The 24,631-nt window shown below is 65.4% G+C and carries 21 protein-coding genes, 4 tRNA genes and 1 pseudogene; 17 read left to right on the top strand and 9 right to left on the bottom strand.

Annotation, left to right across the window (positions count from 1 at the left end):
* Nucleotide 1 precedes the first annotated feature (1 nt).
* Nucleotides 2-1,219, bottom strand: a complete 1,218-nt coding sequence (locus tag ABZ293_RS07855) for a sigma factor-like helix-turn-helix DNA-binding protein (RefSeq protein ID WP_355178340.1) — start codon at nt 1,217-1,219, stop codon at nt 2-4.
* A gap of 242 nt (nt 1,220-1,461) precedes the next feature.
* Between ABZ293_RS07855 and ABZ293_RS07850 the strand changes: the two genes are divergently transcribed.
* A complete protein-coding gene (locus ABZ293_RS07850; protein WP_354950610.1) occupies nt 1,462-1,662 on the top strand; it encodes a hypothetical protein in 201 nt (66 codons plus the stop codon).
* A gap of 126 nt (nt 1,663-1,788) precedes the next feature.
* Nucleotides 1,789-2,790, top strand: a complete 1,002-nt coding sequence (locus ABZ293_RS07845; protein ID WP_355178338.1) for an MASE1 domain-containing protein — start codon at nt 1,789-1,791, stop codon at nt 2,788-2,790.
* 323 nt (nt 2,791-3,113) lie between these two features.
* Here ABZ293_RS07845 and ABZ293_RS07840 read toward each other — a convergent pair.
* From ABZ293_RS07840 to ABZ293_RS07830, 3 genes are all read right to left on the bottom strand, one after another.
* Nucleotides 3,114-3,188, bottom strand: a tRNA-Val gene (locus ABZ293_RS07840).
* Nucleotide 3,189: 1 nt separating this feature from the next.
* Nucleotides 3,190-3,260, bottom strand: a tRNA-Cys gene (locus tag ABZ293_RS07835).
* 44 nt (nt 3,261-3,304) lie between these two features.
* Nucleotides 3,305-3,377: transfer RNA gene (locus ABZ293_RS07830), tRNA-Gly, on the bottom strand.
* A gap of 552 nt (nt 3,378-3,929) precedes the next feature.
* Between ABZ293_RS07830 and ABZ293_RS07825 the strand changes: the two genes are divergently transcribed.
* A tRNA-Val gene (locus ABZ293_RS07825) sits at nt 3,930-4,001 on the top strand.
* A 293-nt stretch (nt 4,002-4,294) separates the two neighbouring features.
* On the opposite strand, the gene ABZ293_RS07820 is transcribed toward ABZ293_RS07825, so the two are convergent.
* Nucleotides 4,295-4,582 carry a hypothetical protein gene (locus tag ABZ293_RS07820; RefSeq protein ID WP_355178336.1) on the bottom strand — a complete coding sequence of 96 codons (288 nt, stop codon included), beginning with the start codon at nt 4,580-4,582 and terminating at the stop codon, nt 4,295-4,297.
* Complete coding sequence (locus tag ABZ293_RS07815) at nt 4,579-5,265, bottom strand: TetR/AcrR family transcriptional regulator C-terminal domain-containing protein (protein WP_355178334.1); 687 nt, start codon at nt 5,263-5,265, stop codon at nt 4,579-4,581. The genes ABZ293_RS07820 and ABZ293_RS07815 overlap by 4 nt, the downstream gene beginning before the upstream one ends.
* 108 nt (nt 5,266-5,373) lie before the next feature.
* Here ABZ293_RS07815 and ABZ293_RS07810 point away from each other — a divergent pair, with 108 nt between their 5' ends.
* The 5 genes from ABZ293_RS07810 (at nt 5,374) to ABZ293_RS07790 (ending at nt 10,757) form a co-directional block, all read left to right on the top strand.
* Nucleotides 5,374-6,507, top strand: a complete 1,134-nt coding sequence (locus ABZ293_RS07810) for an NAD(P)/FAD-dependent oxidoreductase (RefSeq protein ID WP_355178332.1) — start codon at nt 5,374-5,376, stop codon at nt 6,505-6,507.
* A gap of 492 nt (nt 6,508-6,999) precedes the next feature.
* A complete protein-coding gene (locus tag ABZ293_RS07805) occupies nt 7,000-7,353 on the top strand; it encodes a hypothetical protein (protein ID WP_355178330.1) in 354 nt (117 codons plus the stop codon).
* A gap of 61 nt (nt 7,354-7,414) precedes the next feature.
* Nucleotides 7,415-7,789, top strand: a complete 375-nt coding sequence (locus ABZ293_RS07800) for a DUF3578 domain-containing protein (RefSeq protein WP_355178328.1) — start codon at nt 7,415-7,417, stop codon at nt 7,787-7,789.
* 839 nt (nt 7,790-8,628) lie between these two features.
* Nucleotides 8,629-9,813: a lipid-transfer protein gene (locus ABZ293_RS07795; RefSeq protein ID WP_355178326.1), complete on the top strand. Its 1,185-nt coding sequence runs from the start codon at nt 8,629-8,631 to the stop codon at nt 9,811-9,813.
* Nucleotides 9,814-9,866: 53 nt separating this feature from the next.
* Nucleotides 9,867-10,757 (top strand): SDR family NAD(P)-dependent oxidoreductase, encoded by an 891-nt coding sequence (locus ABZ293_RS07790; protein WP_355178324.1) that lies wholly within the window; start codon nt 9,867-9,869, stop codon nt 10,755-10,757.
* 286 nt (nt 10,758-11,043) lie between these two features.
* On the opposite strand, the gene ABZ293_RS07785 is transcribed toward ABZ293_RS07790, so the two are convergent.
* Entirely contained in the window at nt 11,044-12,234 is a 1,191-nt protein-coding gene (locus ABZ293_RS07785; RefSeq protein WP_355178322.1) for a TetR/AcrR family transcriptional regulator, read from the bottom strand.
* A gap of 73 nt (nt 12,235-12,307) precedes the next feature.
* On the opposite strand from ABZ293_RS07785, the gene ABZ293_RS07780 reads away from it, so the two are divergent.
* The 4 genes and pseudogenes from ABZ293_RS07780 (at nt 12,308) to ABZ293_RS07765 (ending at nt 16,514) form a co-directional block, all read left to right on the top strand.
* Nucleotides 12,308-12,526 carry a hypothetical protein gene (locus tag ABZ293_RS07780; RefSeq protein WP_355178320.1) on the top strand — a complete coding sequence of 73 codons (219 nt, stop codon included), beginning with the start codon at nt 12,308-12,310 and terminating at the stop codon, nt 12,524-12,526.
* Nucleotides 12,505-12,630, top strand: coding sequence for a hypothetical protein (locus ABZ293_RS07775; protein WP_355178318.1), 126 nt, complete (start codon nt 12,505-12,507; stop codon nt 12,628-12,630). Before ABZ293_RS07780 ends, ABZ293_RS07775 begins: the two co-directional genes overlap by 22 nt.
* Nucleotides 12,627-13,268, top strand: a pseudogene (locus tag ABZ293_RS07770) (hypothetical protein); the annotation flags it as partial. The gene ABZ293_RS07775 and the pseudogene ABZ293_RS07770, both read left to right, overlap by 4 nt.
* Before the next feature lie 447 nt (nt 13,269-13,715).
* The gene (locus ABZ293_RS07765) at nt 13,716-16,514 is read left to right on the top strand and encodes an AAA domain-containing protein (RefSeq protein WP_355178316.1); all 2,799 of its coding nucleotides are present in this window, start codon (nt 13,716-13,718) and stop codon (nt 16,512-16,514) included.
* 143 nt (nt 16,515-16,657) lie between these two features.
* Here ABZ293_RS07765 and ABZ293_RS07760 read toward each other — a convergent pair whose 3' ends face one another.
* A complete protein-coding gene (locus tag ABZ293_RS07760) occupies nt 16,658-20,092 on the bottom strand; it encodes a protein kinase (RefSeq protein WP_355178314.1) in 3,435 nt (1,144 codons plus the stop codon).
* 168 nt (nt 20,093-20,260) lie between these two features.
* On the opposite strand from ABZ293_RS07760, the gene ABZ293_RS07755 reads away from it, so the two are divergent.
* On the top strand, nt 20,261-20,794 hold the full coding sequence (locus tag ABZ293_RS07755; RefSeq protein WP_355178312.1) for a VOC family protein: 534 nt from the start codon (nt 20,261-20,263) through the stop codon (nt 20,792-20,794).
* A gap of 49 nt (nt 20,795-20,843) precedes the next feature.
* On the opposite strand, the gene mftR is transcribed toward ABZ293_RS07755, so the two are convergent.
* Nucleotides 20,844-21,455, bottom strand: coding sequence for a mycofactocin system transcriptional regulator (gene mftR / locus ABZ293_RS07750; protein WP_355178310.1), 612 nt, complete (start codon nt 21,453-21,455; stop codon nt 20,844-20,846).
* Nucleotides 21,456-21,485: 30 nt separating this feature from the next.
* Between mftR and mftA the strand changes: the two genes are divergently transcribed.
* From mftA to mftF, 4 genes are read left to right on the top strand one after another with little or no spacing between them, the layout of a single operon-like run.
* Nucleotides 21,486-21,644 carry a mycofactocin precursor MftA gene (gene mftA / locus ABZ293_RS07745; RefSeq protein ID WP_354950637.1) on the top strand — a complete coding sequence of 53 codons (159 nt, stop codon included), beginning with the start codon at nt 21,486-21,488 and terminating at the stop codon, nt 21,642-21,644.
* Nucleotides 21,634-21,942: a mycofactocin biosynthesis chaperone MftB gene (gene mftB, locus ABZ293_RS07740; RefSeq protein WP_355178308.1), complete on the top strand. Its 309-nt coding sequence runs from the start codon at nt 21,634-21,636 to the stop codon at nt 21,940-21,942. Before mftA ends, mftB begins: the two co-directional genes overlap by 11 nt.
* A complete protein-coding gene (mftC, locus tag ABZ293_RS07735; protein ID WP_355178307.1) occupies nt 21,939-23,108 on the top strand; it encodes a mycofactocin radical SAM maturase in 1,170 nt (389 codons plus the stop codon). Before mftB ends, mftC begins: the two co-directional genes overlap by 4 nt.
* A gap of 14 nt (nt 23,109-23,122) precedes the next feature.
* Nucleotides 23,123-24,448, top strand: coding sequence for a mycofactocin biosynthesis glycosyltransferase MftF (mftF, locus tag ABZ293_RS07730; protein ID WP_355178305.1), 1,326 nt, complete (start codon nt 23,123-23,125; stop codon nt 24,446-24,448).
* The last annotated feature ends 183 nt before the right edge of the window (nt 24,449-24,631 follow it).

Raw genomic sequence — 24,631 nt, 5'->3', positions numbered from 1 at the left:
ATCAGTGACCATTGGTCAAACGGAACGGCGCACGGTCCCAACGCCATTCGTTGCGCAGCACCAGCGAGATGAGGTCGAGCAGCTCGAATTCGATCTCGCCGCGCAGCTGCTGCAAGGCAGGCCAATAGACCGGTCCGCGCTCGACGAGCTCCCACAGTCGGCTCTCGCACTGTGCATCCACCTTGTGCCGCAATAGATCTGGGATTCCGGTCCGGCTGCCGGTCCACCCGAGCCAGCCCCACCCATTGGCATGCGCGTGCGCGCGGCCCGCCGCGGACTTGATCCGATTGACATGGAAGCCGACATGTCCCAGCGGTTCGACATCGATCAGCACCACTCGGCCATCGGCCAGCCGGACCGCGATGCTGGGGTGGAAAATCCGTCCCGCGCCATCTATTTCATAGCTGACCGCACTCGGCTGTTCCTGGAAGGTCTCGACCAGATCGCTCGCGTTCAACGTCCGCAGCAGCCGGGCCTCCAGCGCGGAGTCGAACCCGATATCGCGCCCGACCTTGCTCAGGTAGAACCGTCCGCGCCCCTCGTCATCCCCGTCGACGGTGCGGGCCGATTCGATCGGCAGGGGAGCGGGGCCTTTTCCGGAGCCCGGCCAATCGACCTGTGTCAGCCAGGAATTCAGCTCGCCGGTCGCCACTGGCTCCGCATTGTGCAGCTTCGCCAATCGTCGATTCGTCTTCTTCTGCCACGCCATGATCCGCTGCATGACGAATCCGGCGATCCGCTTCGCATCCGCACCCGCATGTCCCGCCAACCGCAGCTTCAGATACGACAGCTCGTTGGCCGCCAGATCGGTATCCGTCGCATACGTCTCCACCAGCAGCGCCCGCACCAACTGCTGATCGCGCGTCCCCACCGGATACCGCGCCGCGAACACTCCCGCCGCCCGGTGCCCACTCAACTGCGCTTCCCGCAGGATCTGCGACACCGCCCGGGTGTGCAACTGCCGGATCCGATCCCGTGACAGGTCGTAGCGCGCTCCGATCCGCGCCAATGTCTCCGGCGGCTCGCCGCTCACCCCCAGTCGGAACCCCACGATCTCCGCATCCCGCCGCTTCCGATCCCCCCGCATCTCGATCAATTCCCCGAGCAGCTCATTGATCTCCTCGAGCCCGAACGAGACATCCCCCGCGATATCGTCGAGCAGTTCGGGATCCGCCTCGTCAACGGCCCGATCCGGTCCAGTGCTCTCGCTCGCCGTCACCCTGCACCCCTGACCCCGACTCGACATGTGCGCCAAAGCCTAGTGCCGCCCGCCGACAACCCGGCTCATCCGCTGGTCGGGCGCCGAATCGGCGTCGAGATGTTGACATCGGCGAATCGCGATGGACACGATGGAACGCGCAGCGCCGCTGTCCAGGGTCGCTGCCCGCAGTTCAGGCTATCGATGTGCCGCGTGAACGCGCGCGCTCAACTCGGGCGCGGCGAACCGAGACGGAGGTTTCGATGTCTGGAAGCAATAAATTCGGTGAGGCTGCTGATAAGGCCGAACAGGCCGCACGTCGCGAGGCGCAGCAAATGAAGCAGCAACAGCAGCATATGAAGCAGCGTGCGGAGGACGACATCAAGCACGCCGCCGACAAGGTCAAGGACGAGGCCGAGAAGGCGATGCGCGAAATGAAGGACAAGCGGGGCCGCAAGTCCTGACCGTTCGCGACAGAAAGGCCCGGGGTTGCCCGGGCCTTTCCGCGCCCGCCTGGTCTGACATCGCGATGACAGGCCGTGGCCGATATTCGCTGATCATGCGCGGGAAATCGGTTCTAAGCTGACGCGGTGGGCCGTTTCCGCGGTAACGCTGTTGCGGCGCTGTGGATCATTGTCGCGGCGGTCGCGTACTTCGTCGCTGCCGAAGTAGGTTTGCGAATGGCCCTGGTCGGCGAACAGGTCACGCCGCTATGGCCGCCGACCGGGGTTGCGCTGGCGTGCCTGTTCTTGCTGGGGCTGCGTGCCTGTCTGGGAATCACGCTCGGCGCATTAGCGGTCAATGCGTTGATCGGGCCGAATCTGCCCGCCGTCCTGATAATCGCCGCCGGGGATACCGTCGCCCCGGTGGTTGCCTACCTCTTGCTCAAATGGGTGCGTTTCCGCACCGATTTCGACACGGTTCGGGACGCACTCGAACTGGTGTTCCTCGGTGCCCTCGCCGCGATGCTGATCAGCGCTACGGTCGGCGCCGTGACGCTGGTGGTGGCCGGTGTGGCGCCCAATTTCTGGGGGACCTGGTCGGTGTGGTGGACCGGTGATGCGATGGGCGTCCTGCTGATCGCGCCGCTCATCCTTGTCGCTGCTCGCGCACGTATACCGAAAGTGCTCCCGCCGTTGCGAGTGCTCGAGGCCGTGGTCCTCGGGATCGGGACATTCCTGGTCGCGGTAGTGGCCACGGCCGTGTCGGCGAATCTGCTCTTCTTGGTCTTCCCGTTCCTGATCTGGGCCGCCATGCGCTTCCACCTGGCCGGAGCCATACCGTGCGCGCTCATCGCGTCGATCGTCGCCATCTTCGCCGTCGACCGCGACCTGCCCGCGTTCGCCGGACTCGACCTCACCAGGCAAATGATCACCTTGCAGGCCTTCAACGGCTCGGTCGCCCTCACCGCCCTGTTGTTCGCGACCATCACCGCCCAACGCGACCGCGCCCGCAAAGCCGTCGACGACACCTGTGCCGAACTCGCCGAAACAGTGATCACGATCAGCCGGGGCTGGCCCCTATCCGGCGTCGTCGATATGGTCCGCCGCGTCGAGTCCGAACATCCGCCATCGGACACCGCGCCGGGATGAGCGGCGGGAGATCGAGGTGGCTGTTGTAGGTGGGGCGGGGCGCGGACCGGCGGTTGAGCATCAGCGTTCCGATGAGAACGATGGCTTCCTTGTCCGCAATGACGTAGCGCCTACCAGCCCGAAATCCGAAGGGCGAGTGGGCTGTAGCTTCGCCGACTACCGCTATTCGGCCCGAATACTGATCCAGTTGGAGGAGATACCGACCGGCTCGCAACGATCACTTGCCCGGCGAACGCAGCGGACGCTTCACTTCGCCTGGGTACATTCGATCCGATCAAAACAAGAAAGCCCCGGTGAAAACCGGGGCTGACCTGCGGAGACGGTGGTGCGCGATACTGGGATTGAACCAGTGACCTCTTCCGTGTCAGGGAAGCGCTCTCCCGCTGAGCTAATCGCGCGAGGTGGAGACGGGAATCGAACCCGTGTGCACGGCTTTGCAGGCCGTTGCCTCACCACTCGGCCACTCCACCGTGCGAAGGGGGAAGGCTTGAATACTGCCTGGCCCTACTCCTCGAGCGGATGACGGGATTCGAACCCGCGACCCTCACCTTGGCAAGGTGATGCGCTACCAGCTGCGCTACATCCGCATTTGCACTTCCGGGAGGCTCGCTGCCCTCCGTGGTGCGAGACAGAACATTAGCCGACGTTCGCCGCAACCTACAAATCCGCTGGTAGAACGGCCCGAACTGGAATCACACGCGTGTTGTTCGGGGGCATGAATCGGGGCGGGATACGGCGCAGCGGGACCCCATGTCGGTTTCAACGGGGTGAGTGGAGTCTGCACTGCGACTTGTAGTCCGGTATCGAGACGCCGGGACGGTATATGTCGATCGGGGTGCCACAGCCCTGACGTGGTCGGGGATCCAGTCGACCGCGTGACGCGTCAGCCCGAGATCTACGGCGGGCCAGTCGAGCCGCCGGAGCTTCCGCCTCGCCGGAGTGAACGACTCGGCGGCCACTCGATCGAAGCATCGGTTCTGCTGGGAACCTTAGGGATTCGTCCATCGCGTCTCCGGAATCCGTAGCGAATTCACTGGATCCCACCCCCACGAGGTGGCGATTTGGTGGGACGCCGGTGATGCGTGCTAAGGTTCCATCTCGTTCGAACGGCCACTCCGGCCCCGCTCGAATACAATTTCGGTCCCATAGCTCAGCGGGAGAGCGTCCGCCTCACACGCGGAAGGTCGCTGGTTCGAAACCAGCTGGGACCACAAAATGGCAAGCCGCAGGTCAACAGCCTGTGGCTTTGTTGCATTCGGGTAGTAGTCCGAACCATTTACGTGCTGGAGCGCGCGCAGCCTCGGCATATCGTGCATAAGCTTCCGGATGGGCTCGTGGCTGTCGTTGCTCGCTGTCGATGGCGGAAGTCGGTGTGGCACAACCGGCGCATAGGGCTGGGCTGCGTCGTCGGGGGTCGGTTAGAGTGCACGCTCACCCTCGTGCGCTGGCCATAGCTGGAACGAGTGAGCGCTCATGCCGAATAGCGTGGGTCCTCGGAGCTGGTTCAGGACGTCTTCTCGGCGATGAACACGAACTCCCGTCCGGGACGATCGGGCGCGTCCCGGACGTCTCGGACCTGGTACCCATGAGCGACCAGGTCCGCCTCGACTTCCGTCCGGTGACGGAACCGCAGCGTCGAATCCGACACGACGACAGCGCCATCCGTAGCGAAGGTGTAGGTGTGCCGGAACGAGACAAGCGGGAGCTGTACAGCACCCGATACCCGGTCCTCGTTACGTGCCTGTTCGACGGCCAATGCGAGGTGGGGGCGGCGGCGCTTGTGGCCCTTCAATGCAGGGTTGAGATACCGGTCAGGAAGATGTCGACTCCGACGAGGAATTGTTGGCGGTCGTCGTGCTCGCGCAGCTGCGTCACTGCCGCGTGCACGAACGGGTACTGGCCGGGGTCCAGTTGCGCCCATTGCGCGGCGGCGTTGTCCAGGAAGGCCGCTCGGTCCGTATCGCTGCCGGCTCGGAGCCGGGCGTTCGCGGCGTTCTGCACGGCGACGCCGAGGACGTAGTTCACCAGCGTGCCAGCCGCGTCGAAGCGCGCATGCTCGGGGACGGCGAGGGCGTCCAGTAGTCTGCCGATGCTCTCGTAGAAGTCCACCAGCGCGGGCCGCCACGGTTGCCGGGAAAGTTCCGCCCCGACCCAGGGGTGTGCGTCGATCGCGTCGAACAGGCCCATAGCGAGGCGACGCAGGGCTTCGCGCGGATCGGGATCGCTGACCGCACCGGCCAGCACGCGGGTGATGATGTCGTCGGTGGCCGCCGCGAGCAGCTCGCCCTTGTCCGCGACGTGGTGGTAGATCGCTCCGTAGCCGGTGCGCAGGCGAATGGTGAGAGCGCGCAGCGTCAGACCGGGCTCGCCGGCGTCGTCCAGAAGGTCGGTCGCGGCCCGAATGATCAGCTCCCTGGACAGGCTGTCCGTGCGCCGCGGGCTCCGCCCAGAACCCGCCGCGGTTCTCTTCACCATATGGCCAGTATGACACTTATGGATCGTTGATCCAATCTCGTGTTAACGTGTTTGGAGTGACGATCCAATCTGGATTCGCTGAGGATCCGGAGACGTGGGAGGAAGACCATGACGACACCGGTCACGATCATCGGAGCAGGCCTGGGCGGTCTGATGCTGGCCCGCGTGCTGCATGTGCACGGCATCGCAGTGACGGTCTACGAGGCCGAGCCCTCGCCGGACGCGCGCCGTCAGGGCGGGCTGCTCGACATCCACCCCGAAAACGGTCAGGCCGCGTTGGAGGCGGCGGGCCTGACCGAGGAGTTCCGCGAGCTGATCCTGCCGGGCCGCGAGACCTATCGGGTCCTGGACCAGGCGGGGAGCGTGCTGCTCGACCTGCCCGACGATGGCACCGGCGCGCGCCCCGAGGTGCCGCGCGCCGCGCTGCGGCAGCTGCTGCTCGACTCGCTACCCGCCGGCACAGTCCGCTGGGGGCACAAGGTCACCGGCGTGCGGCCCCTGGGCGAGGGCCGCCATGAGGTCGGCTTCGCCGACGGCACCACCGTCGTCGCGAGTCTGCTCGTCGGGGCCGACGGCGCCTGGTCGCGGGTGCGCCCGGTGCTGTCCGGAGCCGCCCCCGACTACTTCGGCGTCTGCAGTATCGAGACGTTTCTGTTCGATGGCGACACTCGCCATCCGGCCTCCGCGAAAGCGGTCGGTGGCGGATCAATGTTCGCGCTCGCGCCGGGACGGGGGCTGCTGGCCCATCGGGAGGGCGACGGAACCCTGCACACCTACGCGCAGCTGCGCAAGCCCCGGGGCTGGTTCGCTGACCTCGACACCACCGATGCCGCAGCCCTGACCGCGCGGGTCGTGACGGAGTTCGATGGCTGGGCCCCTGAACTCACCGCTCTGCTCACCGACAGCGACACCCCGCCGGTCCTGCGCCCCATCTTCACGCTGCCGGCCGGGCACCGCTGGGACCGTGTACCGGGGGTGACCCTGCTCGGCGACGCCGCCCACCTGCGGGCGCCGAACGGCGAAGGCGCCAACCTGGCCATGCGGGACGGCGCCGAGCTCGGCCGGGCCCTCGCCGCGCACCCGGACGATGCCGAGGCCGCGCTCGTTGAACACGAACGGAGCATGTACACCCGCGCCGCCGCCGTAGAAGCAGACGATGACGGCTTCTACACGATCATGATCGATGACGACGCACCCCACAGCGTGCTCGCCCTGATGACCGGAGCCGACCAGGAATCGTGACTCACGGCACTGCCCAGACCAGCGGACTACGCCAAACCCGTTGTATTTCGCGCGAGTCCGCAATCCCGTACAAGGCGGCCGCAATCCCCATCGGCCCAGGGCAACTCACTACAGCCAGTCATAGCATGTACTGATGCCGCATATTGAGTGTTTTCCGCTGGTTACAACCGGGATGTCTATCGAGTCGGGTGTTCCGGCGCCGCCGATCATGCAAGCGTGCGAGGAATGCCGATAACGAGCGAACCACCGAAACCGCAGGTCACACCCTCGGTGTCACCTTGTGCGTGCCTACCGGCTTGATCTGGAGCGTCGGCCCCTCGGCCGTGGGATGGTTCGGATTGATCAGCGTTAGGCCCACTGAATCCCCTCGACGTATCGCCTGGTCGGGGGGATCTTTCGGCAGGCTTCGGGGACTCCACATGACCGTGTTCGACCGTGGCAATCCCGTTCGGCCTGGCTCGGAGCTACCGCGCGTGTGCAATACTCGAAAACATGTTCGATCGTCGGCAGTGGAGTGTGTGGCGTCCGTTCTCTCCGCCGCGGCCGGTCTACGTCGACATCGATCGCGTCCTTTCCAGTGATGGCGTGCCATCTGCGCGTGATGTGTCGGCGACCGTGAGGAAGTACGGGTTGGTGCTGTCGGGACAGATGCCTGCGACTCAGCGGGCCTGGCATCGGCTGGTGGATGGTCGGTGGATCGCGAGCATCGAGGTGCCGGTGGAGACCGGTGGGCAGTGGATCTTCCTGGATTTGATCGCGCCCGCCGACGCTGTGTCACCCCGTGATGATCCTGTGGCGTTTCCGGAGCGTCCGTCGAATCAATGGGGTCAGCCGAAGCGGTATTGACTCTCGAAGAACCGTTGCGGGTCAACGGTTTGTGTCGGCGGGGGCGAGTACATTGCTCGTCATGTCACTGGGGGAAACCTTGAACGAGGTCCTGAAACTTCAAGCCGCGTACACGCCGGATCCGAAGAGCGCGTTGATGAAGCGGCGTAAGGATCTGGTGGAGCATGTAATTCGGGATCAGCTCGGATCTGAACTCGCCGCGATTCGGCCCGCGTGGCGAGCGTCAGGTAGTGGCGGCAAAGGGGCCCCGGCGGAGGTGCCATGGAGCCGGTACTTCGATCCTGCTCGCAGCCCGGCGCCGACGGACGGCTGGTACGCGGTGTACTTGTTCGATGCCGTGGGTGAGGCGGTGTACCTGTCGTTGAATCAGGGCACGACAACCTGGGATGTTGAGCGACAAGACTTCTCGTTCCGCTCCTCCGTCCAACTGGCATAGCGAGTGGAGTGGGCACGAATGGCGGTACACCGGTCATCACTCAGCCGTGGAAGATCGATGACACAGCACTGACGCCGATCTCCTTTCGATACCGGGTTCCTCTGGAATAGGCCGGATCCGGATTATTGCCGGACCTGGCTCTTGTTCAAGTGGAGCTAATGAACGAACCCCTGACCCCGCACTGCCAGGAGCGGGCGGAACAGCAGATTTACAGATCGCAATACCGCGTCGATGTTGTTGGCCGGCCTGGTCGCCAGCTCGTCTTTGGGTCGGTCTGCTCGTGGGCGCGCAGAGGCGTGTGGGCTTCCCTCTTGGCTCTGCGCTGAGCAGTTGCGGCGGGGCTGCGGTCGGCGACGTGCACCTCTTCGGTCCAACCCTGACCGGGAGTACCAGTGACGGCCTGCCGCAACGCGTTTGTCGTTAGCGCGGCCTCGACGCCCTTGGTGAGCCCAGGGCTGATGAGTGCTATGAAACCGCTCCGGTTCGTACGGCGGTGAATCCCCGAACAAATACCTTTCCGAGACTGTTTCGCGGGAAACTGCCTGGGACGCTGCACCCGCACTACATCCGCGCCGAGATCGGCGAGTAGAAGCGGGGCGACCGGCCGCGGCTCGTTAGCTCGGATGCCCGCGAGCGGGCCCGGCTGGGCGTGAATGGTGTGCTCACGCCCCTACCTCGGTTCATGGTGGTCATCGGTCGTTGTGGCGATACCAAGTCAAGTGAATCACCACTAGTAGATCATCGACTCGTATGGAGTCAATTACCAACTGACTCTTGTGGAAGTCGAGGGATCAAGTATTAAAGTGAATCATGAATAATGACATATCGAGGAGTGTGTGATGACCGGTCGAGTGGTCGTGGCCGGGGTCGGCATGATCCCGTTCACCACACCGAGCCGCACCCAGACCTACGACGTCATGGGCGAGAGCGCCGCGCGGGCGGCGATCGCCGACGCGGGGATCGACTACGCGGCGGTCGAGCAGGCCTATGTGGGGTACGTGTACGGCGATTCGACGGCGGGGCAGGCGGCGCTGTATCGCGTTGGCACCAGCGGCATTCCGGTGGTGAACGTCAACAACAACTGCTCCACCGGATCGTCGGCGCTGTACCTGGCGCGGCAGGCCGTCGAGCACGGCGTCGCCGATGTAGTGCTGGCGCTGGGGTTCGAGCAGATGCAGCGCGGGGCACTGGCCATGTCCTATATCGATCGGCCGACACCGTTCGACACCTTCACCGAGGTCGTACACGGGTTGCAGGAGACGAGCAACGCGCCGTTCGCCGCGCAATTCTTCGGTGGCGCGGGACGCGAATACGCCGAGAAGTATGGGATGGATCCGGCGGTGTTCGCGCGGATCGCCGTCAAGGTCAGGCGGCATGCCGTCAACAATCCGTATGCGGTGTTCCGCGATCCGGTGACCGAGGCGGAGGTGCTCGCCTCGCCGCAGATCTACGGCCCGCTTACCCGGCTGCAATGCTGTCCGCCGACCTGCGGCTCCGCGGCCGCGGTGCTGGTGAGCGAGGAATATGCACGCCAGCATGGGCTGCGCGCCGATGTGGTGATCGGTGCGCAGACGATGACAACCGACCGCGCGTCCACCTTTAGCGACCAATCGATGATCACCATTGTCGGCTACGAGATGTCCAAGCTTGCCGCACAACAGGTTTACGAGGCGGCCGGAGTGGATCCGATCGACATTCCGGTGGTCGAGCTGCACGACTGCTTCACCACGAACGAAGTGCTCACCTATGAATCCCTCGGGCTCACCCCGGAGGGCACGGCGGAGAAGTTCATCGCCGACGGTGACAACACCTACGGCGGCCGGGTGGTGACCAACCCGTCGGGCGGTCTGCTGTCGAAGGGGCATCCGCTGGGCGCAACCGGCCTGGCGCAATGCGCGGAGCTGGTGTGGCAGCTGCGCGGGCAGGCCGCCGCGCGGCAGGTTCCCAACGCGCGAGTCGCGTTGCAGCACAACATCGGTCTCGGCGGCGCGGCCGTCGTCACCTTGTATCAAAAAGTGAGCTGACATGGCCGTGGATCCGGCCTACTCGAAATCCCCATCAAACCAAGGAGGGTCACGTGACGTATCCGAAGACCGTAGTCATTACCGGCGGCACCAGCGGGCTCGGGCTGATCACCGCGCGTCATCTCGCGAGTGCGGGCAACGCCGTCGTGGTGGTCGGGCGGGATCGAGCCCGCGCCGAGGCGGCGGTCGCGGGCTTCCCCGCCCGCACGACGACTGGTGCACCGACGATTCCGCCGCGCACGTACGTCGCGGACCTGTCCCGCATGAGTCGGGTGCGGGAGGTGGCGGAGCGGATGTCGGCCGATGGCCTGTCCATCGACGTACTGATCAACAATGCGGGTGCGGCGTTCCCGCGCTACGAGGAGACCGAGGATGGGCTCGAACGGGCCTACGCGATCAACCATCACGCGCCGTTTCTGTTGACGCACAGCCTGATCGGGCTCGGGGCGCTCGAGGCCGATGCGCGAGTCGTCAATCTGTCCACCTTTGTGGAGAAGCGGGGCCGCCTGGACCGCACGGCTCCCGAAGTGACCGGAACGTCGTGGCGGCGGCGATACTCCCAGCTCCACGTCTACGCGACCAGCAAGCTGGCGAGCCTGCTGGCAACTTCCGAACTGGCGCAACGACTGCCAGCCGGGATGAGCATCTACAGCGCCAATCCCGGCATGGTGCGGGACACCAGTATCAACCGCAGCGCCGGGGGCCTCATGCGGTGGACTGCACCGCTTTTCAAGCCGTTCGCCATCACCCCGGCCGAGGGCATCCGGACTGTGGTCCACCTCGCGGAAGCGACCCCGGCGCCCGAGCCGAGTGGGGGCTACTTCTCCGAGTCCCGCCCCGCGATGCCGTCCCGACAGGCACAGGATCCGCTCCTGGCCCGTGCCGTCTATGCGCGGACGGCCGCATTGCTGGGTGTCGAGCCGCTGGTCGCGGTCGCTGGATGACGGTGTTCGAGCGGGCAACCGGCCGTGCAAGGACGCTGTGGCCAAAGCCGGTCTCACTCGGCTACCGCCGGTCAGCCTGTCGGCGATCCGCGCGCCGAGCTGGTCGGCAGCGGCGGCAACCGAAGGGTGGCTTTGGGCACACCGGCACCCTGTGGATCGAGGAGTCCGCCGCCCTGTGCGCAGGGACTTGCCGGGCGCGGATTGCACTCGAAAGTTCGGGAAGTATTGCGCGTCGCCGGACGAGCATCCGGAAGCCAGGTGGGAGCTTTGATTTCCGGTAATTCACTTATCGCTCGACGGAGAGCAGTCTGAGAGACAGGGAGTTCAGCACCGGCCCGAGATCGGCGCTGGTACGTAGGTGCGGCATGCGCGCGGCATCGTTGATTACCGCCAGGGCCGCATGGACACGGATGCGCGCGGTCGGGGCGTCCAGCTCCGGAACCACCGATCGCAGCAGGTGCACCCATTCGCTGACATAGTCGTGCTGCACCTGGCGTGCACGCTGCCGGTGTTCGGCTGGCAGGTGATCGACCTCGGTCACCAGCAGGCCGATCAGGTGATGGTGTGCCCGGCAGAACGAGATGTAGTCGCCGATCAGCCGGCCCAATGCGTCACCGGCATCGGTGGCGTCGCTGAAAACGGGCGAGAGGTCCAGCAGCAGGGCTGCGCCACCGCGGTCGAACGCGGTGGTCAGCATGTCGAGCTTGCTCGAGAAGTGGTTGTAGATGCTCGGTCCGGTGACGCCGACGGCTTTGCCGATGTCCTCGATGCCGACCTCCGCGTAGCCGTAGGTCGCGAACATTCGAACGGCCTCGGTCAGCAGCGCTTCGCGGCGAGAAAACGGCAGCAGGTTCGATGATCCGGTGTAGCGGTCACCGGCGCTGAAACCGGTTGGCACGGTGGTGTCGAGCACAGTGGCGGCCAGTTCGGCGAGTAGGCGCACATAGTCCGCCCGCGGCAGCTCGAGGCGGTGGAAGGACGGGCTGGCCAGCACCGCAAGCAGTGACCAGGCCAGCAAGTCGGCGGCATCGGTGCCGAGATCTGTTCGGGCGCAACGGACCTTGTCGGCGAGCTGGGCTGACATCCGGAACAGGTCGCCGCGCTGGCGAGCCCGCGCGTCAGGGGGCAGGTAGCGCGATTCGCGGCGCCACAGCACTCCGACGTAGCGCTCGTCGAGTGCCAGTTCGCCCAGGCGCTGCAGTGTCGTCGAACTGTCGCGCAGGTCGATCTCGTCGATAAGTGCCGCCACTGGCTGGAAGCCGGCGTCGATGACCGCTGTGAGCAGATCCTGCTTTCCGGAGAAGTGTCGATACAGCGCCGACGGGCCGATGCCGACGGCCTCGGCGATGTCTCCCATGCCGACGTGATCGAACCCGTCCCGGTAGAACAGCTGGGCCGCCGCAGCGATGATCAGCTGGCGCCGGTTGCGCGGCCTCGTCCTTCGTTCGACTGCGGGAGCGGCCGGTTCGGCGGTCATCCGCTCTCCCCTCTGCGACATCCGGTTTCGAGGACGGTTCCGGGACCGGCCGCGACCTGTTCATCATGCCAGCGTGGTGTCGGCGCGGTCGAAACGCCCCGCACCGCACATTCGCCATACCGTCCGCTCTCGAATTATTGGAGATTCACATTCGCTCGACGGTGACGACGCCAAACGTACCGACGTGGACAACGCGGGCTTTGTGACGCTCGGCGACATCGGCTACCTCGATGCCGACGGCTATCTGTGTCTCAACGACGAGCCAGCGACATGGTCGTCTCCGATGGGGTGAACATCTACCCGGCCGAAATCGAGGCGGTCATCGGCGCGATCCCCGGCGTCCGTGGTGCCATCTCCACCTGGTTTCGCGCGCCCGTGTGCGGGATCGTCGGATGAAAGGCTCCCTAGGCTGTTCGACCGATGACGAACCCCGGCGGGGGGGGGGGGAGATCATCGGACAGACAAGCAATCGGGAGGACGGACACATGGGTATCGATTCCCCCGGCGCGGCGCCGCGTGCCGAGGAACCGCCGCTGCGGGTGGCCGAAGTGCTTGCGGCCCTGTCGCTCACCACGGATCCGGCCGCGGGCATGACCTTCGAGAAGGGGCTGCGCATGTGCGCGGTCGCCACCTCGTTCGCCGGTGCGCTCCCGGACAGCGATCCCGTGCTGTGTCGGACCGTGTTCGAGACCGCGCTGCTGCGCTCGGTGGGGTGCACCTCGTACGCGCCGGAACTGGCCGCGCTGTTCGGCGACGACGTGGCCGTCCAGACCGCGCTCAAAACCCTCGACCCGGGTGACGAGACCGTGCTCGCGAGGCAACTGGCCGGATTCGGCGAGTGGGCTGGCGCGGACGCGCCGCGGCTGGCGCAGACCTTGGTCGACGCCTTTCCGACGGTCGGCGTCGAGGCGATGCGCAGCGGCTGTGAAACCAGCCGGGCGCTCGGATCGGGGCTCGGGCTGCGACCGGAATCGCTGGAAGCGCTGGACCATGTCTACGAGCGCTGGGACGGCCGCGGAATCCCGGATGGTATTGTCGGGCAAAGGATCTCACTCGCGGCACGGATCGTGCATCTGGCCGAGCATCGACGAACACGACCGGCCGGGCGACCAGTGGCGCACCCGATACAAGTCAGTGGGCCCGCGCGACCCGGTGTGGTACGACCACCTGCGGTAACTGCCGTTCCCAGCGAACTGGCCGGTCTTCACGCCGAAAGACAAACTCGACCAGTAACCGCTATGTGGGATTGCCGGAGGCTTCCATGCCTGGCTGAGCAGGCAACGGTTGAAACCGGCCTGCGGGATACACGGCTGTCGCCGATGTCCGGCCGGGGGCGGGGGTTTCGATCAACGGCTCCGCCACCGAACCATGCTGGATCATCACCCTCAGCGATCGACTGGCGCTCAGCGAGAAAAGCTGCCCCGCTTGCCTTTTCGGGCAGTACGCTCGGGAGGCTGAGGTAGCCGGGGAGGGGGCATTTGATGGATCCGCGTCAGGTTGCGGTACTCATTGGTACCGACGGGGTGTTCGAGGACAAGACCAAGGAGGTTACCGGCCTGCGGTTCGATGGCGGGCGGGTGCACGTGACCTATGCAGGCCAGAGAACTTACGGGTTTGCGGCGCAACGTGTTCTTGTTCTCGACAATCCTCAGGTCGTTGCGATCGGTTCGGATATGGGCGTCGCGGTCGATGGTGAGATCTGGAACAACATCACCGAGGCACGCTACTTCACCGGGGCCGGGCAGGTGTGGTGGCATCTGTTCTACGGCACTGCCGGAAAGTGCGCCGTGCGCTCGGGGGAGCAAGTCGAGTTCGTTCGCAATGGGGCATTCGATGTGCGGACAACGAATGTTCTGCAGTACTGGCGTGCGGTGGCCGCACTGCTGCCGGACGAAAGCCGGTCGCTGCGTGAGGGATTCGCGGGATTGACATTCGTGCATCCGGACAGTGCACTGCATCGCTTTCTCGAGAGCGGGTCGATCGATGTGCGGAAGGGTTCGCCGTCGCCGCCGATCTATCCGTTTCACACCAATCTGAGTCAACGCGAAGCCATCGACAATGCACTGCGCCACCCGATTTCGGTGATCGATGGGCCGCCGGGGACCGGGAAGACGCAGACCATTCTGAATCTGATCGCCAATATCCTTGTCGACGAATCGCGGACGGTCGCGGTGGTGTCGTCCAACAACGCGGCGGTGGAGAACGTCCGCGATAAGCTCGCTGAGGCGGGATTCGGATATGTCGCGGCCGATCTCGGGCGTGCAGAGAAACGGACGAAATTTCTCGGCAATCAGGCACCGCGGAATCAGGTCGTCGCGGCCCTGCGGTCATCCGCCCAACGGGAACCGCCCTCGGCGGAAAGGCTGGTCGAGCTCGATCGTCGCCTGCGCGGCCTGCAGGACACCGAACGAGAACTGGCGCAATTGCGTTCGCGCCTGGCCGCCTTCGAATTGGAGCGCCGCCATTTCAATGGCTACTTCGAGCGGCACGAGCTGCCGGAACTCGACCAACTCCCGGTGCTGCGCTGGAGTGCGGCAAAGATTCTCGTCTACATCGGCGACACCGATCCCGAACTGGTCCGGACCACGGGCATCACACTGCTGTGGGACCGAATGCGGAAGTACTTCAAATACCGATCCATGCGGCACGTCGACGCCGGGGACGTGGAAATCGTGCTGCGACTGCAACGGGCCTTCTACGATAAGAAGATCGCCGAGCTCGAGCGGAAGATCGATAAGGTTCGAAATTCCTTGGCGGGGGCGCGATTCGAGCGGCTGGCGGAAGAGCAGCGAACACTTTCCGTGGACTGGCTCGGCGTGTGTCTGCGGCAGCGCTATGCGCGGCAGGCGCCTCGCACCTATGACAAGGGCTATCGAAGCCAGTGGGGTCGGTTCAGTCATGACTATCCGGTCATCTTGAGCACTTGCCACTCGCTCGAGCGCAGTATCGGCAAGGGACGCCTGCTGGACTATCTCATCATCGATGAAGCATCGCAGGTGGATCTGCTCGCAGCGGGAATTGCCATGGCCTGCTGTCGAAATCTGATCGTCGTCGGCGATCTGCGGCAGTTGCAGTTCATCGACAATATGCCGGAACAATTGTGTCCGCCCGCGCCCGCGCCCGCGTACGACTGTCAGCAGCACAGTATTCTGGCGTCGCTGATCGAACTGTACGGTGCTGAGTTGCCGCGCGTCATGCTGCAGGAACACTACCGTTGCGACCCGGCCATTATCGGCTTCTGCAACAAGAAGTTCTACGACGAACAACTCATCCCCTTCACCAGTAGCCAGAACGGCTACGAGGCCATGGTGGTGGCGCGAACCGAGGCGGGCAACCATATGCGCTGGCACGAAGGCGGTGGGCGCACCAATCAGCGGGAAATCGATGTGATTCGGCGAGAAGTGCTGCCACAGTACTGTGCCGACTTCCCGAACCAACAGATCGGCATCACCACGCCCTACCGCAAGCAGGCGAATAAGGCAGCCGACCAGCTCATCGCCGCGATCGAGGCGGATACCGTGCACAGTTTCCAGGGACGTGAGAAGGACGCCATCGTCATGACCACCGTCTTGGATGAGGGGGAAGCCAGTCAAAGCGGAAAGGGCGGACTGGAATTCGCGGACCAGCCGCAGTTGGTCAATGTCGCGGTGTCGCGTGCCAAGAGGCGCTTCGTGCTGGTGACCAACCACGACATGCTGCCGGGGAGTCGCCACCTACGGGATCTGATCGGCTACATCCGATACCACAATCCGGATAAGGAGACTTTCGACAGTTCGGTGGTATCGGTCTTCGACCTGCTGTACCAGGAATATTCGGCGCGTTTGCGCCCCTTGGCGAATCGGCTACGCAATCGAACCGGGCAGGTTCGGTCCGAAGTGATCATGCAGACCGTGCTCGAGGACCTGCTGCACGAGGACGAATACCGTGAACTGAGTGTCACTTCGCAAGTGCTGCTGATGAATCTACTGCCGGACACCCACTTGCTCACCGAGGGGCAGCGCGGCTTCGTACGCAGGCGCGCGTCGATCGACTTCGTCGTCTACAACCGGGTAACCAATCTGCCGCTATGCGCGATCGAAGTGGACGGCTTCGCATATCACGAGAACAATCCGCTGCAGTTGTCCCGAGATGCCTTGAAGGACAGCATTTGCAACACATACCGAATACCCCTCCTGCGGTTTCCAACCACCGGCAGCGACGAGGTCGACCGTTTGAGACGCGAGTTCAACCGCCTCCGGGAGCAAGCCCACAACCCCCCAAATCCGCCCAGCACCCGGTGATACGAGTCGATCCGATCCCAACGCCAGTCGGCAAGGCACTACGCTGCAAGGTCACCTGGTTCGACCGGATCTGCAGATGCCCGGCTACGGCTCGCTGGGGGGCGTTGGACCCGGGCGGGAGGGGCGCGGCCCGCACCCTGTATTCAGTCGTCGAGAACCATGGCCAAGAAGGCTTGCGGGACCTGCGGCCATTCGTCGCGCCAATTGCCCTCGCGCAGATCGTGTTCGAGTCCGCGGAGCAGGGATCGCAGCCAGGGGCCTTCGTCGCGCAGTGGCCGGATCAGGACGGTGTCGGCGCAGGTGGCCAGTATCGGCACGAGGGTATCTCGCGCTTGGTCGGTCTGTTCGGCTGCCGCGAGGCAGGACGCGAGCAGGAGTTCGGCGTCGAGAGCGGCGCGCGGTCGGCGGGTGGAGTCGATCGAATCGCGCAGCGCGCGAGCACGAACGCAGGCGGTGGCGATCAGTGCGGGGTCTGCGGTCCGCAGCAGCGTCCGGATCGCGGAGTTCTCGCCCAGTTCGGCGGTGATGATCGCGATGGCGCTATCGCTGCTCGGCTGAACCATGGCGGCCGTCGACGCGGTGGTCAGGCCGAGTCGGACTTGTTCATTGGTGATGCGCGCGGCCAGTCGCGGCAGGGATAACGCCTTCGCGGTTCTCGCGCCGTCCGTCAGCCGCTGCGCCGCGCCTTCGAGATCGCCGCGCACCGCCTTGATGCGGGCGCCGGTCGCGTAGCTCGCCACCATGAAGTCCACTGGGCCGCCCCCGATTCCGAGTTCGACGGCCTGATCGAGCAACTGCTCGGCGGCGTCGAGTTCATCGCGTTCGTAGAGCAGCTCACCGAGCAACGAACTCGCCAGTCGCGCCGCGTAGGACCGGGTGCCGGAGGCGTCGACGGCAATTTGGAGGGCGGTGCGGAAGCTGTGCTCCGCCGCGGCGATATCGAGTAGTTCGCGCTCGGCAAGGCCGATCAGGCAGTGGCTGTAGACCAGGCTGAATGTCCCGCCGGCCTGCTGGTGGTAGGGCGCGGCCCAGTGGTGCCACGCTCGCGCTCGGTCGAAATCGAAGCGATCGGTCGCCAGAAACGCCGCGAAAGCCGCCGCCGCGGACAACGTCCACGGTGACAGTGTGTCGGTACGTTTCAGGCAGTCGGTCACCACGGCCTCGATACCCTCGACCTGATCGGCCAGTGCGCGTTCGGAACAGCCGATCAGGGCCGCTTCGGCGGTGAGCGTCGGATCGGGTGCTGCGTCCAGCGCCGTCCGGGCCAAGCGCAGCGCGGTATGCAGTTCGGTGGGACGGCGCAATATCGCGTAGGTCCAGGCGAGGGCGACCTGAAGTCGAGCCCGGGTCGCAGTGAGCCGCGGCGGAAGTTTGGCGACCAGCCCTTGCAATGTCGCCAGCTGGGCATGTTCGACGAGGTCCATGGCTCGGGTTTCGAGGAGGTCCACCGCGTAATCGTCGTCGCCGCAAGCCAGCGCGTGATCGACTGCCTCGCTGAGCATGCCGTGCTCGGCGAACCAGGCGGCAGCGGTGCGGTGCAGATCGGCTATCCGTTGGGGGCGGTCACGTGCGAGTCGTTGGCGCAGGAATTCGACGAACAGTTGGTCGTAGTGGAACCATTCGCCGCCTTCGTCGATACGGTGCAGGAACAGATTTCGCCGTTCGATATCTTCCAGCAGTGCCTGCCCGTGCTGCTGTCCGGTCAGCGCCGCGGCGAGGCCACCGGAAATCCGTTCGGGCAGTGCGGTTGCCAGCAGGGCATCGAATAATTCGGGATCCACGGTGTCGAGTACGTTCTCCGCCAGATATTCGGCGATGGCTTGGTGTCGCCCCGATAGGTGGTCGATGAGCGTGGTCGGATCATGGTGTTCGCGCAGCGACAGTGATGCGAGTTGCAGTGCCGCGATCCAGCCTTCGGTGCCGGTGCGCAGCGCGGCGACCTCGTCGTCGTCCAGGGCAAAGCCGCCGAGCCCGACCAGTAGTGAGCTCACCTCGGACTCATCGAAACGCATTGCGGTGGAATCTATTTCGATGAGTTCATGGCGAACTCGCATGGTGGCGACCGGTATTCCCGCCAATGACCTGCTGGTGATGATGATCTGCAGGTGATGGCAGCCGTTCTCCAGCAGGAACCGCAGGGCCGCCACGGCGTCGGGATCGGTGACCCGATCCCAGTCGTCGATCACCACGGCCACTCGTTCGCGCTGTTCGTGGATGTCGTTGATCAGTGTGGTGAGCACATAGCGGGTGGACTGCTCGCCCTCCTCCTCGAGTACTCGGCCCAGTGTGGGTGCCAGTTCCGGCCGCACCCGGTGGATCGCCTCGATCAGGTGGGCGAGGAACCATACGACATTGTTGTCGTCGTCGGCGGCGTTCAACCAGGCGACCGCCACCTGCTGGTCCTCGTGGAGGTATTTGGCCCACTGTGCGGCCAAGGTGCTCTTGCCGAACCCCGCGGGCGCGTGGATGACGATCAGACGCCGCCGATGGTCGGCTCGCATCGCGTCGATCAGCCTGTCTCGCTGGACCATTCGGCGCCCGGACATGGTCGGGCGGAATTTGGTTTCCGGAGTGGCCGGTGTCGGCCGCGCGGACGATGTCCGCCCGGGTGCGATCGACGCCGCGGCGGTGGCATTCGACGGGGTGCCCGGGACCGCGGTGTCGATGGGCCTGACACTCGGCAGCGTCATGTCCTGAACGGGCACGCCGTTGGCGCGCTGGATCGCGCGCAGTGACTCACCGAATTCCGCAGCGGACTGCGGGCGGTCCGCCGGGTTGTGCGACATGCTGGCCTCGATGGCGACGCAAACGTCGTCGGGGATGCCCTCCGGGCGCAGATTCGGCAGCGGTTCGGCGGCGATGCGCAGAAATTGCGCGACCACCTGCTCGCCCGCGCGGCGTTCGTAGGCGGCGTGGCCGGTGATCATGCAGAACAGGGTCGCGCCGAGTCCGTAGACGTCCGAAGCCACCGACGAGTCGCCCGATTGCAGGACCTCCGGCGCGGTGAATGCAGGGGAGCCGGTGACCACGCCGGTCGTGGTTTCGAAGCCGCCCGTGACGCGGGCAATGCCGAAATCGGTGAGCTGGGGTTCGTCGTAGTCGGTCAGCAGGACATTGCCCGGCTTGATATCGCGATGCAGTATCCCGGCCCGATGTGCCGTCTCGAGGGCGCCCGCCAGTTTGATCGCGATTCGCAATGCCTCCGCCAGCGGTAAGGGCCCCGCAGTCCGGATACGGTCCTCCAGCGAACCACGGGCGTGATACGGCATCACCAGATAGGGACGTCCGCTGCGGGTGGTGCCGACCTCGAGGATGTGCACGATATTGGGATGCCCGGACAGCGCGCCCATCGCCTGCTGCTCGCGTAAGAATCGTTCGGAACTCTCCGACTCGAACTCACCGGAGGTGAGGATTTTGACCGCGACGTCGCGGTGTAATGCCTGCTGTCGACAGCGATAGACCACACCGAATCCGCCACGGCCGACCAGCTGCGGATCGTCGAGACCCGTGCCTGCCAGTTCCTTGCCGATATCCGGCGGCCGGTTGGTCTGTGTTGCCAGGGGATCGCGGTCGGCCATGTGCTGCTCGGTGTCGTTGGTCCGCGGTGCTACCGCGCTGGCTTCCCAGTTTATGCCCGGCGAACTCCGGAATCGGGATATCGACCACCCGGTGGGCGGGTCTCTTGTGGTGGGTGCGCGTTCATGGTCGGCTCATAGCAACGACCATGTCGAAAAGGAGCCGCCCCCATGCCTATTCAGCGACTGAACCATGCCGTCCTGTACGTCTCCGAGGTGGAGCGCTCGGCTGCCTTCTACGGTGCGGTGCTCGGGTTCCGGCGGATCGGCGAATTCCCCGGCGGTGTGTTCCTCCGGGCCGCGGGTTCGGCTAATGACCATGACCTGGGGCTGTTCCAGTCGTCGGATCCGGCCGGCGCGCACCGCACCGGCCGGGTCGGGCTCTACCACCTGGCCTGGGAGGTGGATACGCTGCGCGAACTGGGGCGAGTCAGGGATGTGCTGCGAGACGTCGCGGCGCTGACCGGAGCCTCCGATCACGGGTGCACGAAGGCGGTGTACGGGTCGGATCCCGACGGCATCGAATTCGAGGTGTGCTGGCTGGTGCCGGATGCGGCGGTCGGGCCGGCGCTGGCGGAGATGACCGCGCCGACTCGGCCACTCGATCTCCCGGCCGAGATCGCCCGGTACGGCGCGGACACCCCGGGCGGGCCGCGGACCGACCATGCGATCTGGCAGCGCGCTTTCGCCAAAAATGCGGATTAGGTCGATTCGTGGATCAGCTCTGTGCGCGGGCTGGGCATGTCGTCGAATCTTATTCGGCGTGCGCAAATCCGCTGGCGAGGCCGCGCAATGCGCGATCGAGCGTGGCGGGGAGATCGGTGCCGGGGATGGCGAGCCAAGTGTCGTATGCGGCGATGGCGACGCCGAGTGCCGAATAGCCGAGGGCCTGCGGAATGAGGTCCCGAGGCGATACCCCGAGCCGGGTGGCGGCGAATTCGGCGACGACGTCGCGCCATTCGCGGTACCGCAGTGTCGAATGTGCCTGCAGCGCCGGAACCGTGAGGATCAGGCGCATGCGCTGGCAGTGTCGGGGCAGTGCCGCGGCGTCGAAGCGGTTGAAATCCACTACCACGGTGCGAACCGCATCCATGATCGGCTGGTCGGCGGGACAGCGGGCGAACCGCTCGCGCATCACCCGCAACTGTTCGCTGAAGTCACCCCAGACGACATCGTTCTTGGAATCGAAGTAGCGGAAGAACGTGCGTTTGGTGATGCCGACCGCGGCGGCGATGTCCTCGACCGTGGTCGCGTCGAATCCATTGCGCTCGAAGAGTTCGAATGCGGCATGTTCCAGTTCGATCGCACTGGTCGAGGGGCGTCTTCCGCGCCGGTTGCGCTGCGCGGCCGCCCGCTGAACGGTCATTGCCCTTCCATTTCGACACTCGGTGACATTATGCTCCTGATCACAGATCCGACCTTCGATATCGAGGAGCATGTCATGCGCCGAGTGGAGACCGAGCCGACCGCTACCCGCACCGACGACGACACCGCCGTCGAAGCGGACCTGCTGGTGGAGGATGTCTCGATCGACGGCATGTGCGGTGTCTACTGAGACCAGGCCCTTCGATCCGGCCCGCCCGTATGCACTGGCGGCGTCGGTGTCGTTGCGGCCCGAACGGTTCGGTGCCCTGCTGTACGACTTCGGGACGCGCCGACTCTCTTTTCTGAAGTCTCCCTTGCTGGTATCGGTCGTGCGGGAGCTGGCACATCAGCCCGACGTGACCGCCGCGCTCGCGACGGCCCGGGTCCCGGCGGCGGAACACGACCGCTATCTGCGTGCGCTTGCCGGATTGTCCGAGGCGGGCACCATCCGGCCCCGGACGCTCGAATGCGGACAGGAACGATCATGAAACTGGTAGAGCATTTCGAACACGGCCTGGACGCGCCGATCTGTCTGACCTGGGAGCTGACCTACGCCTGCAATCTGGCGTGTGAGCACTGCCTGTCCTCGTCGGGGCGACGTGATCCACGCGAGCTCAGCACCGCCGAATGCCGGTCGGTAATCGATGAACTGCAGCGTATGCAGGTGTTCTACGTCAATATCGGCGGTGGTGAGCCGACCATCCGGCCGGACTTCTGGGAACTGCTCGACTACGCGATCGACCACCAGGTCGGAGTCAAATTCTCCACCAATGGAGTTCGGATCACCCCCGAGCGTGCGCGACGGCTCGCGGCCACCGATTATGTGGACGTCCAGATCTCCATCGACGGCGCCACCGCCGAGGTCAATGACGCGGTCCGGGGTCCCGGCTCATTCGCCATGGCCCACCGTGCCATGCGAAATCTCGCCGACGCGGGCTTCGAGAACTTCAAGATCTCGGTGGTCATGACCCGCCACAATGTGGCCCAACTCGACGAATTCAAGGCCATCGCAGATGAATTCGGCGCCCAACTGCGCATTACCCGGTTGCGACCGTCCGGCCGGGGCGCGGATGTCTGGAACGACCTGCACCCCACCACGGACCAGCAACTGCGGATCTACGACTGGCTGGTCGCCAATGGTGAAAAGGTGCTGACCGGCGACTCGTTCTTCCATCTCAACGCCCTCGGCTCGACACCGCTGCCCGGTTTGAATCTGTGCGGTGCAGGACGGGTGGTCTGCCTGATCGATCCCGTCGGTGATGTCTACGCCTGTCCGTTCGCTATCCACGACGAATTCCTCGCGGGCAATGTCCGCGAGCCGGGTGGCTTCGAAACCGTGTGGCGCACTTCGGAACTGTTCACCGAGCTGCGCAAGCCACAGACGGGCGGCGCGTGCGTATCGTGCTCGGCGTACGATGCGTGTAAGGGCGGCTGCATGGCCGCGAAGTTCTTCACCGGACTGCCGCTGGACGGCCCGGACCCCGAATGTGTGCGCGGCAATGCCGAATTGGCGCTCGCCGCGGCGGGCGCACCGCCGTACCCGGATAAGGATCATTCCCGCACCGGCAGGCGATCGGTGACACTCGGGCTGCCGTCCGTCGGCCGCATCCCGGACCGTGCCTGCGATACCAGTCCCGTGGCGGGCCTGCACTGATCGAGTTCGATGTCGTGACGGTCCGGCTGCGCTTGGATACGCGGGTGCGCCGGTTTCAAGGCGGGCGGGTCCTAGTGGGCGGTGCACCGCTGCGGCTGCTTCGCCTCGGTCCGGCGGGGGTCGAGTGCGTCGATGCGTGGTCGGCAGGCGAGCCGGTCGGTGCACGGCCGCACGAGCAGGCGCTGGCCCGCCGGATGCTGGACGCCGGAATCATGCACCCGGTACCGGATGGGGGAGCGCTTACCCACGATGATGTGACCCTGGTCGTGCCGGTGAAGAACAATCCGGTCGGCCTCGAGCGGTTGTTCGCCGCGACTGCGGATCTGCCGCATCGCGTCGTCGTCGATGACGGATCGTCGGTACCACTGCCGGAAGCGGCTGTTCGCCACAGTGATTCGCGTGGACCGGCGGCAGCGCGTAATGCGGGTCGGCGGCTTGCCCGTACCCCGTTGATCGCCTTTCTCGACTCGGACACCATCCCTGATCGAGGGTGGTTGGACAAAGTGCTCCCGCTCTTCGACGACCCGTCGGTGGCCGCCGTCGCGCCACGGATCCGATCATTGCCCGATGGGCCGCTCGGGCGATCCGAGATGGACCGTTCGAGCCTGGATATGGGACCGGATCCGGCTACGGTGCGCCACGACGGCCGGGTCCGCTATGTGCCCACCGCCGCGCTGGTGGTTCGCCGCTCGGATCTGGAGGCCATCGGCGGATTCGACGAAGACTTGCGCTTCGGCGAGGATGTCGACCTGGTGTGGCGACTGCTTGCCACCGGAAAAACCGTGCGCTATCAGCCCTTTTCGATTGTCCGCCACGCACCGCGCGCGACCGTGCGCGGATGGCTGCGCCAGCAATACGACTACGGCACCTCGGCGGCGCCGCTCGCGGCCCGGCATCCGGGGCGGCTGGGTTGCGCCCACCTGCCGAAAGTGTTTGCCGCACAATGCGCATTGGTGCTCACCGGCCATCCCGCGGTGGCCGTGGCGTCGGGCATCCTGGACGGCGGACGGTCGGCGCGCCGCCTGCACGGGCACGGCATACCAGTGCGGGCGGCATCAACTATCGCGGCTGCCGGACAATTCGCGCTTATCCGTCAGGCCGCCGATGCGTTGCGTCGGGTGTGGTGGCCGTTGGCATTGCTGAGCCGTCGTGGCCGCGCGGTGCTGGCGGGGGCCGTGCTCTCGGCGGCGGTCGTGGACCTCACCCGCGGCCGGAACCCGTGTCCGCGCATTGCCGCGGATCTCGCCTACGGCCTCGGCGTATGGGCGGGTTGCTTCCGGCATCGCAAGGCGGAACCAATACTGCCGCAACGCAATAGATCCCGGGGCGTGCCGGGCTGAAACGTCGCCGATGCCGCCCCTCCTAGACCATTGTTGCAATCCGGGCTTGACTGACAGTCGCTCGGTCAGGGTCACTCGTGGCCGCCATGGCCGGATCGGCGCCCGCGACCAATGCCGCGTCCAGCTAGCTCCTGCCGCATCGCCCCCTGGGTCCAGGGGCGGTCGAAGGTAGTCGAATGGTGG

This window comes from Nocardia sp. NPDC005998, from assembly GCF_040614395.1.
In the GTDB taxonomy this organism is placed as follows: domain Bacteria; phylum Actinomycetota; class Actinomycetes; order Mycobacteriales; family Mycobacteriaceae; genus Nocardia.
The sequence above is the reverse complement of the archived record's forward strand: the minus strand, read 5'-3'. Positions and strand labels throughout refer to the sequence as shown.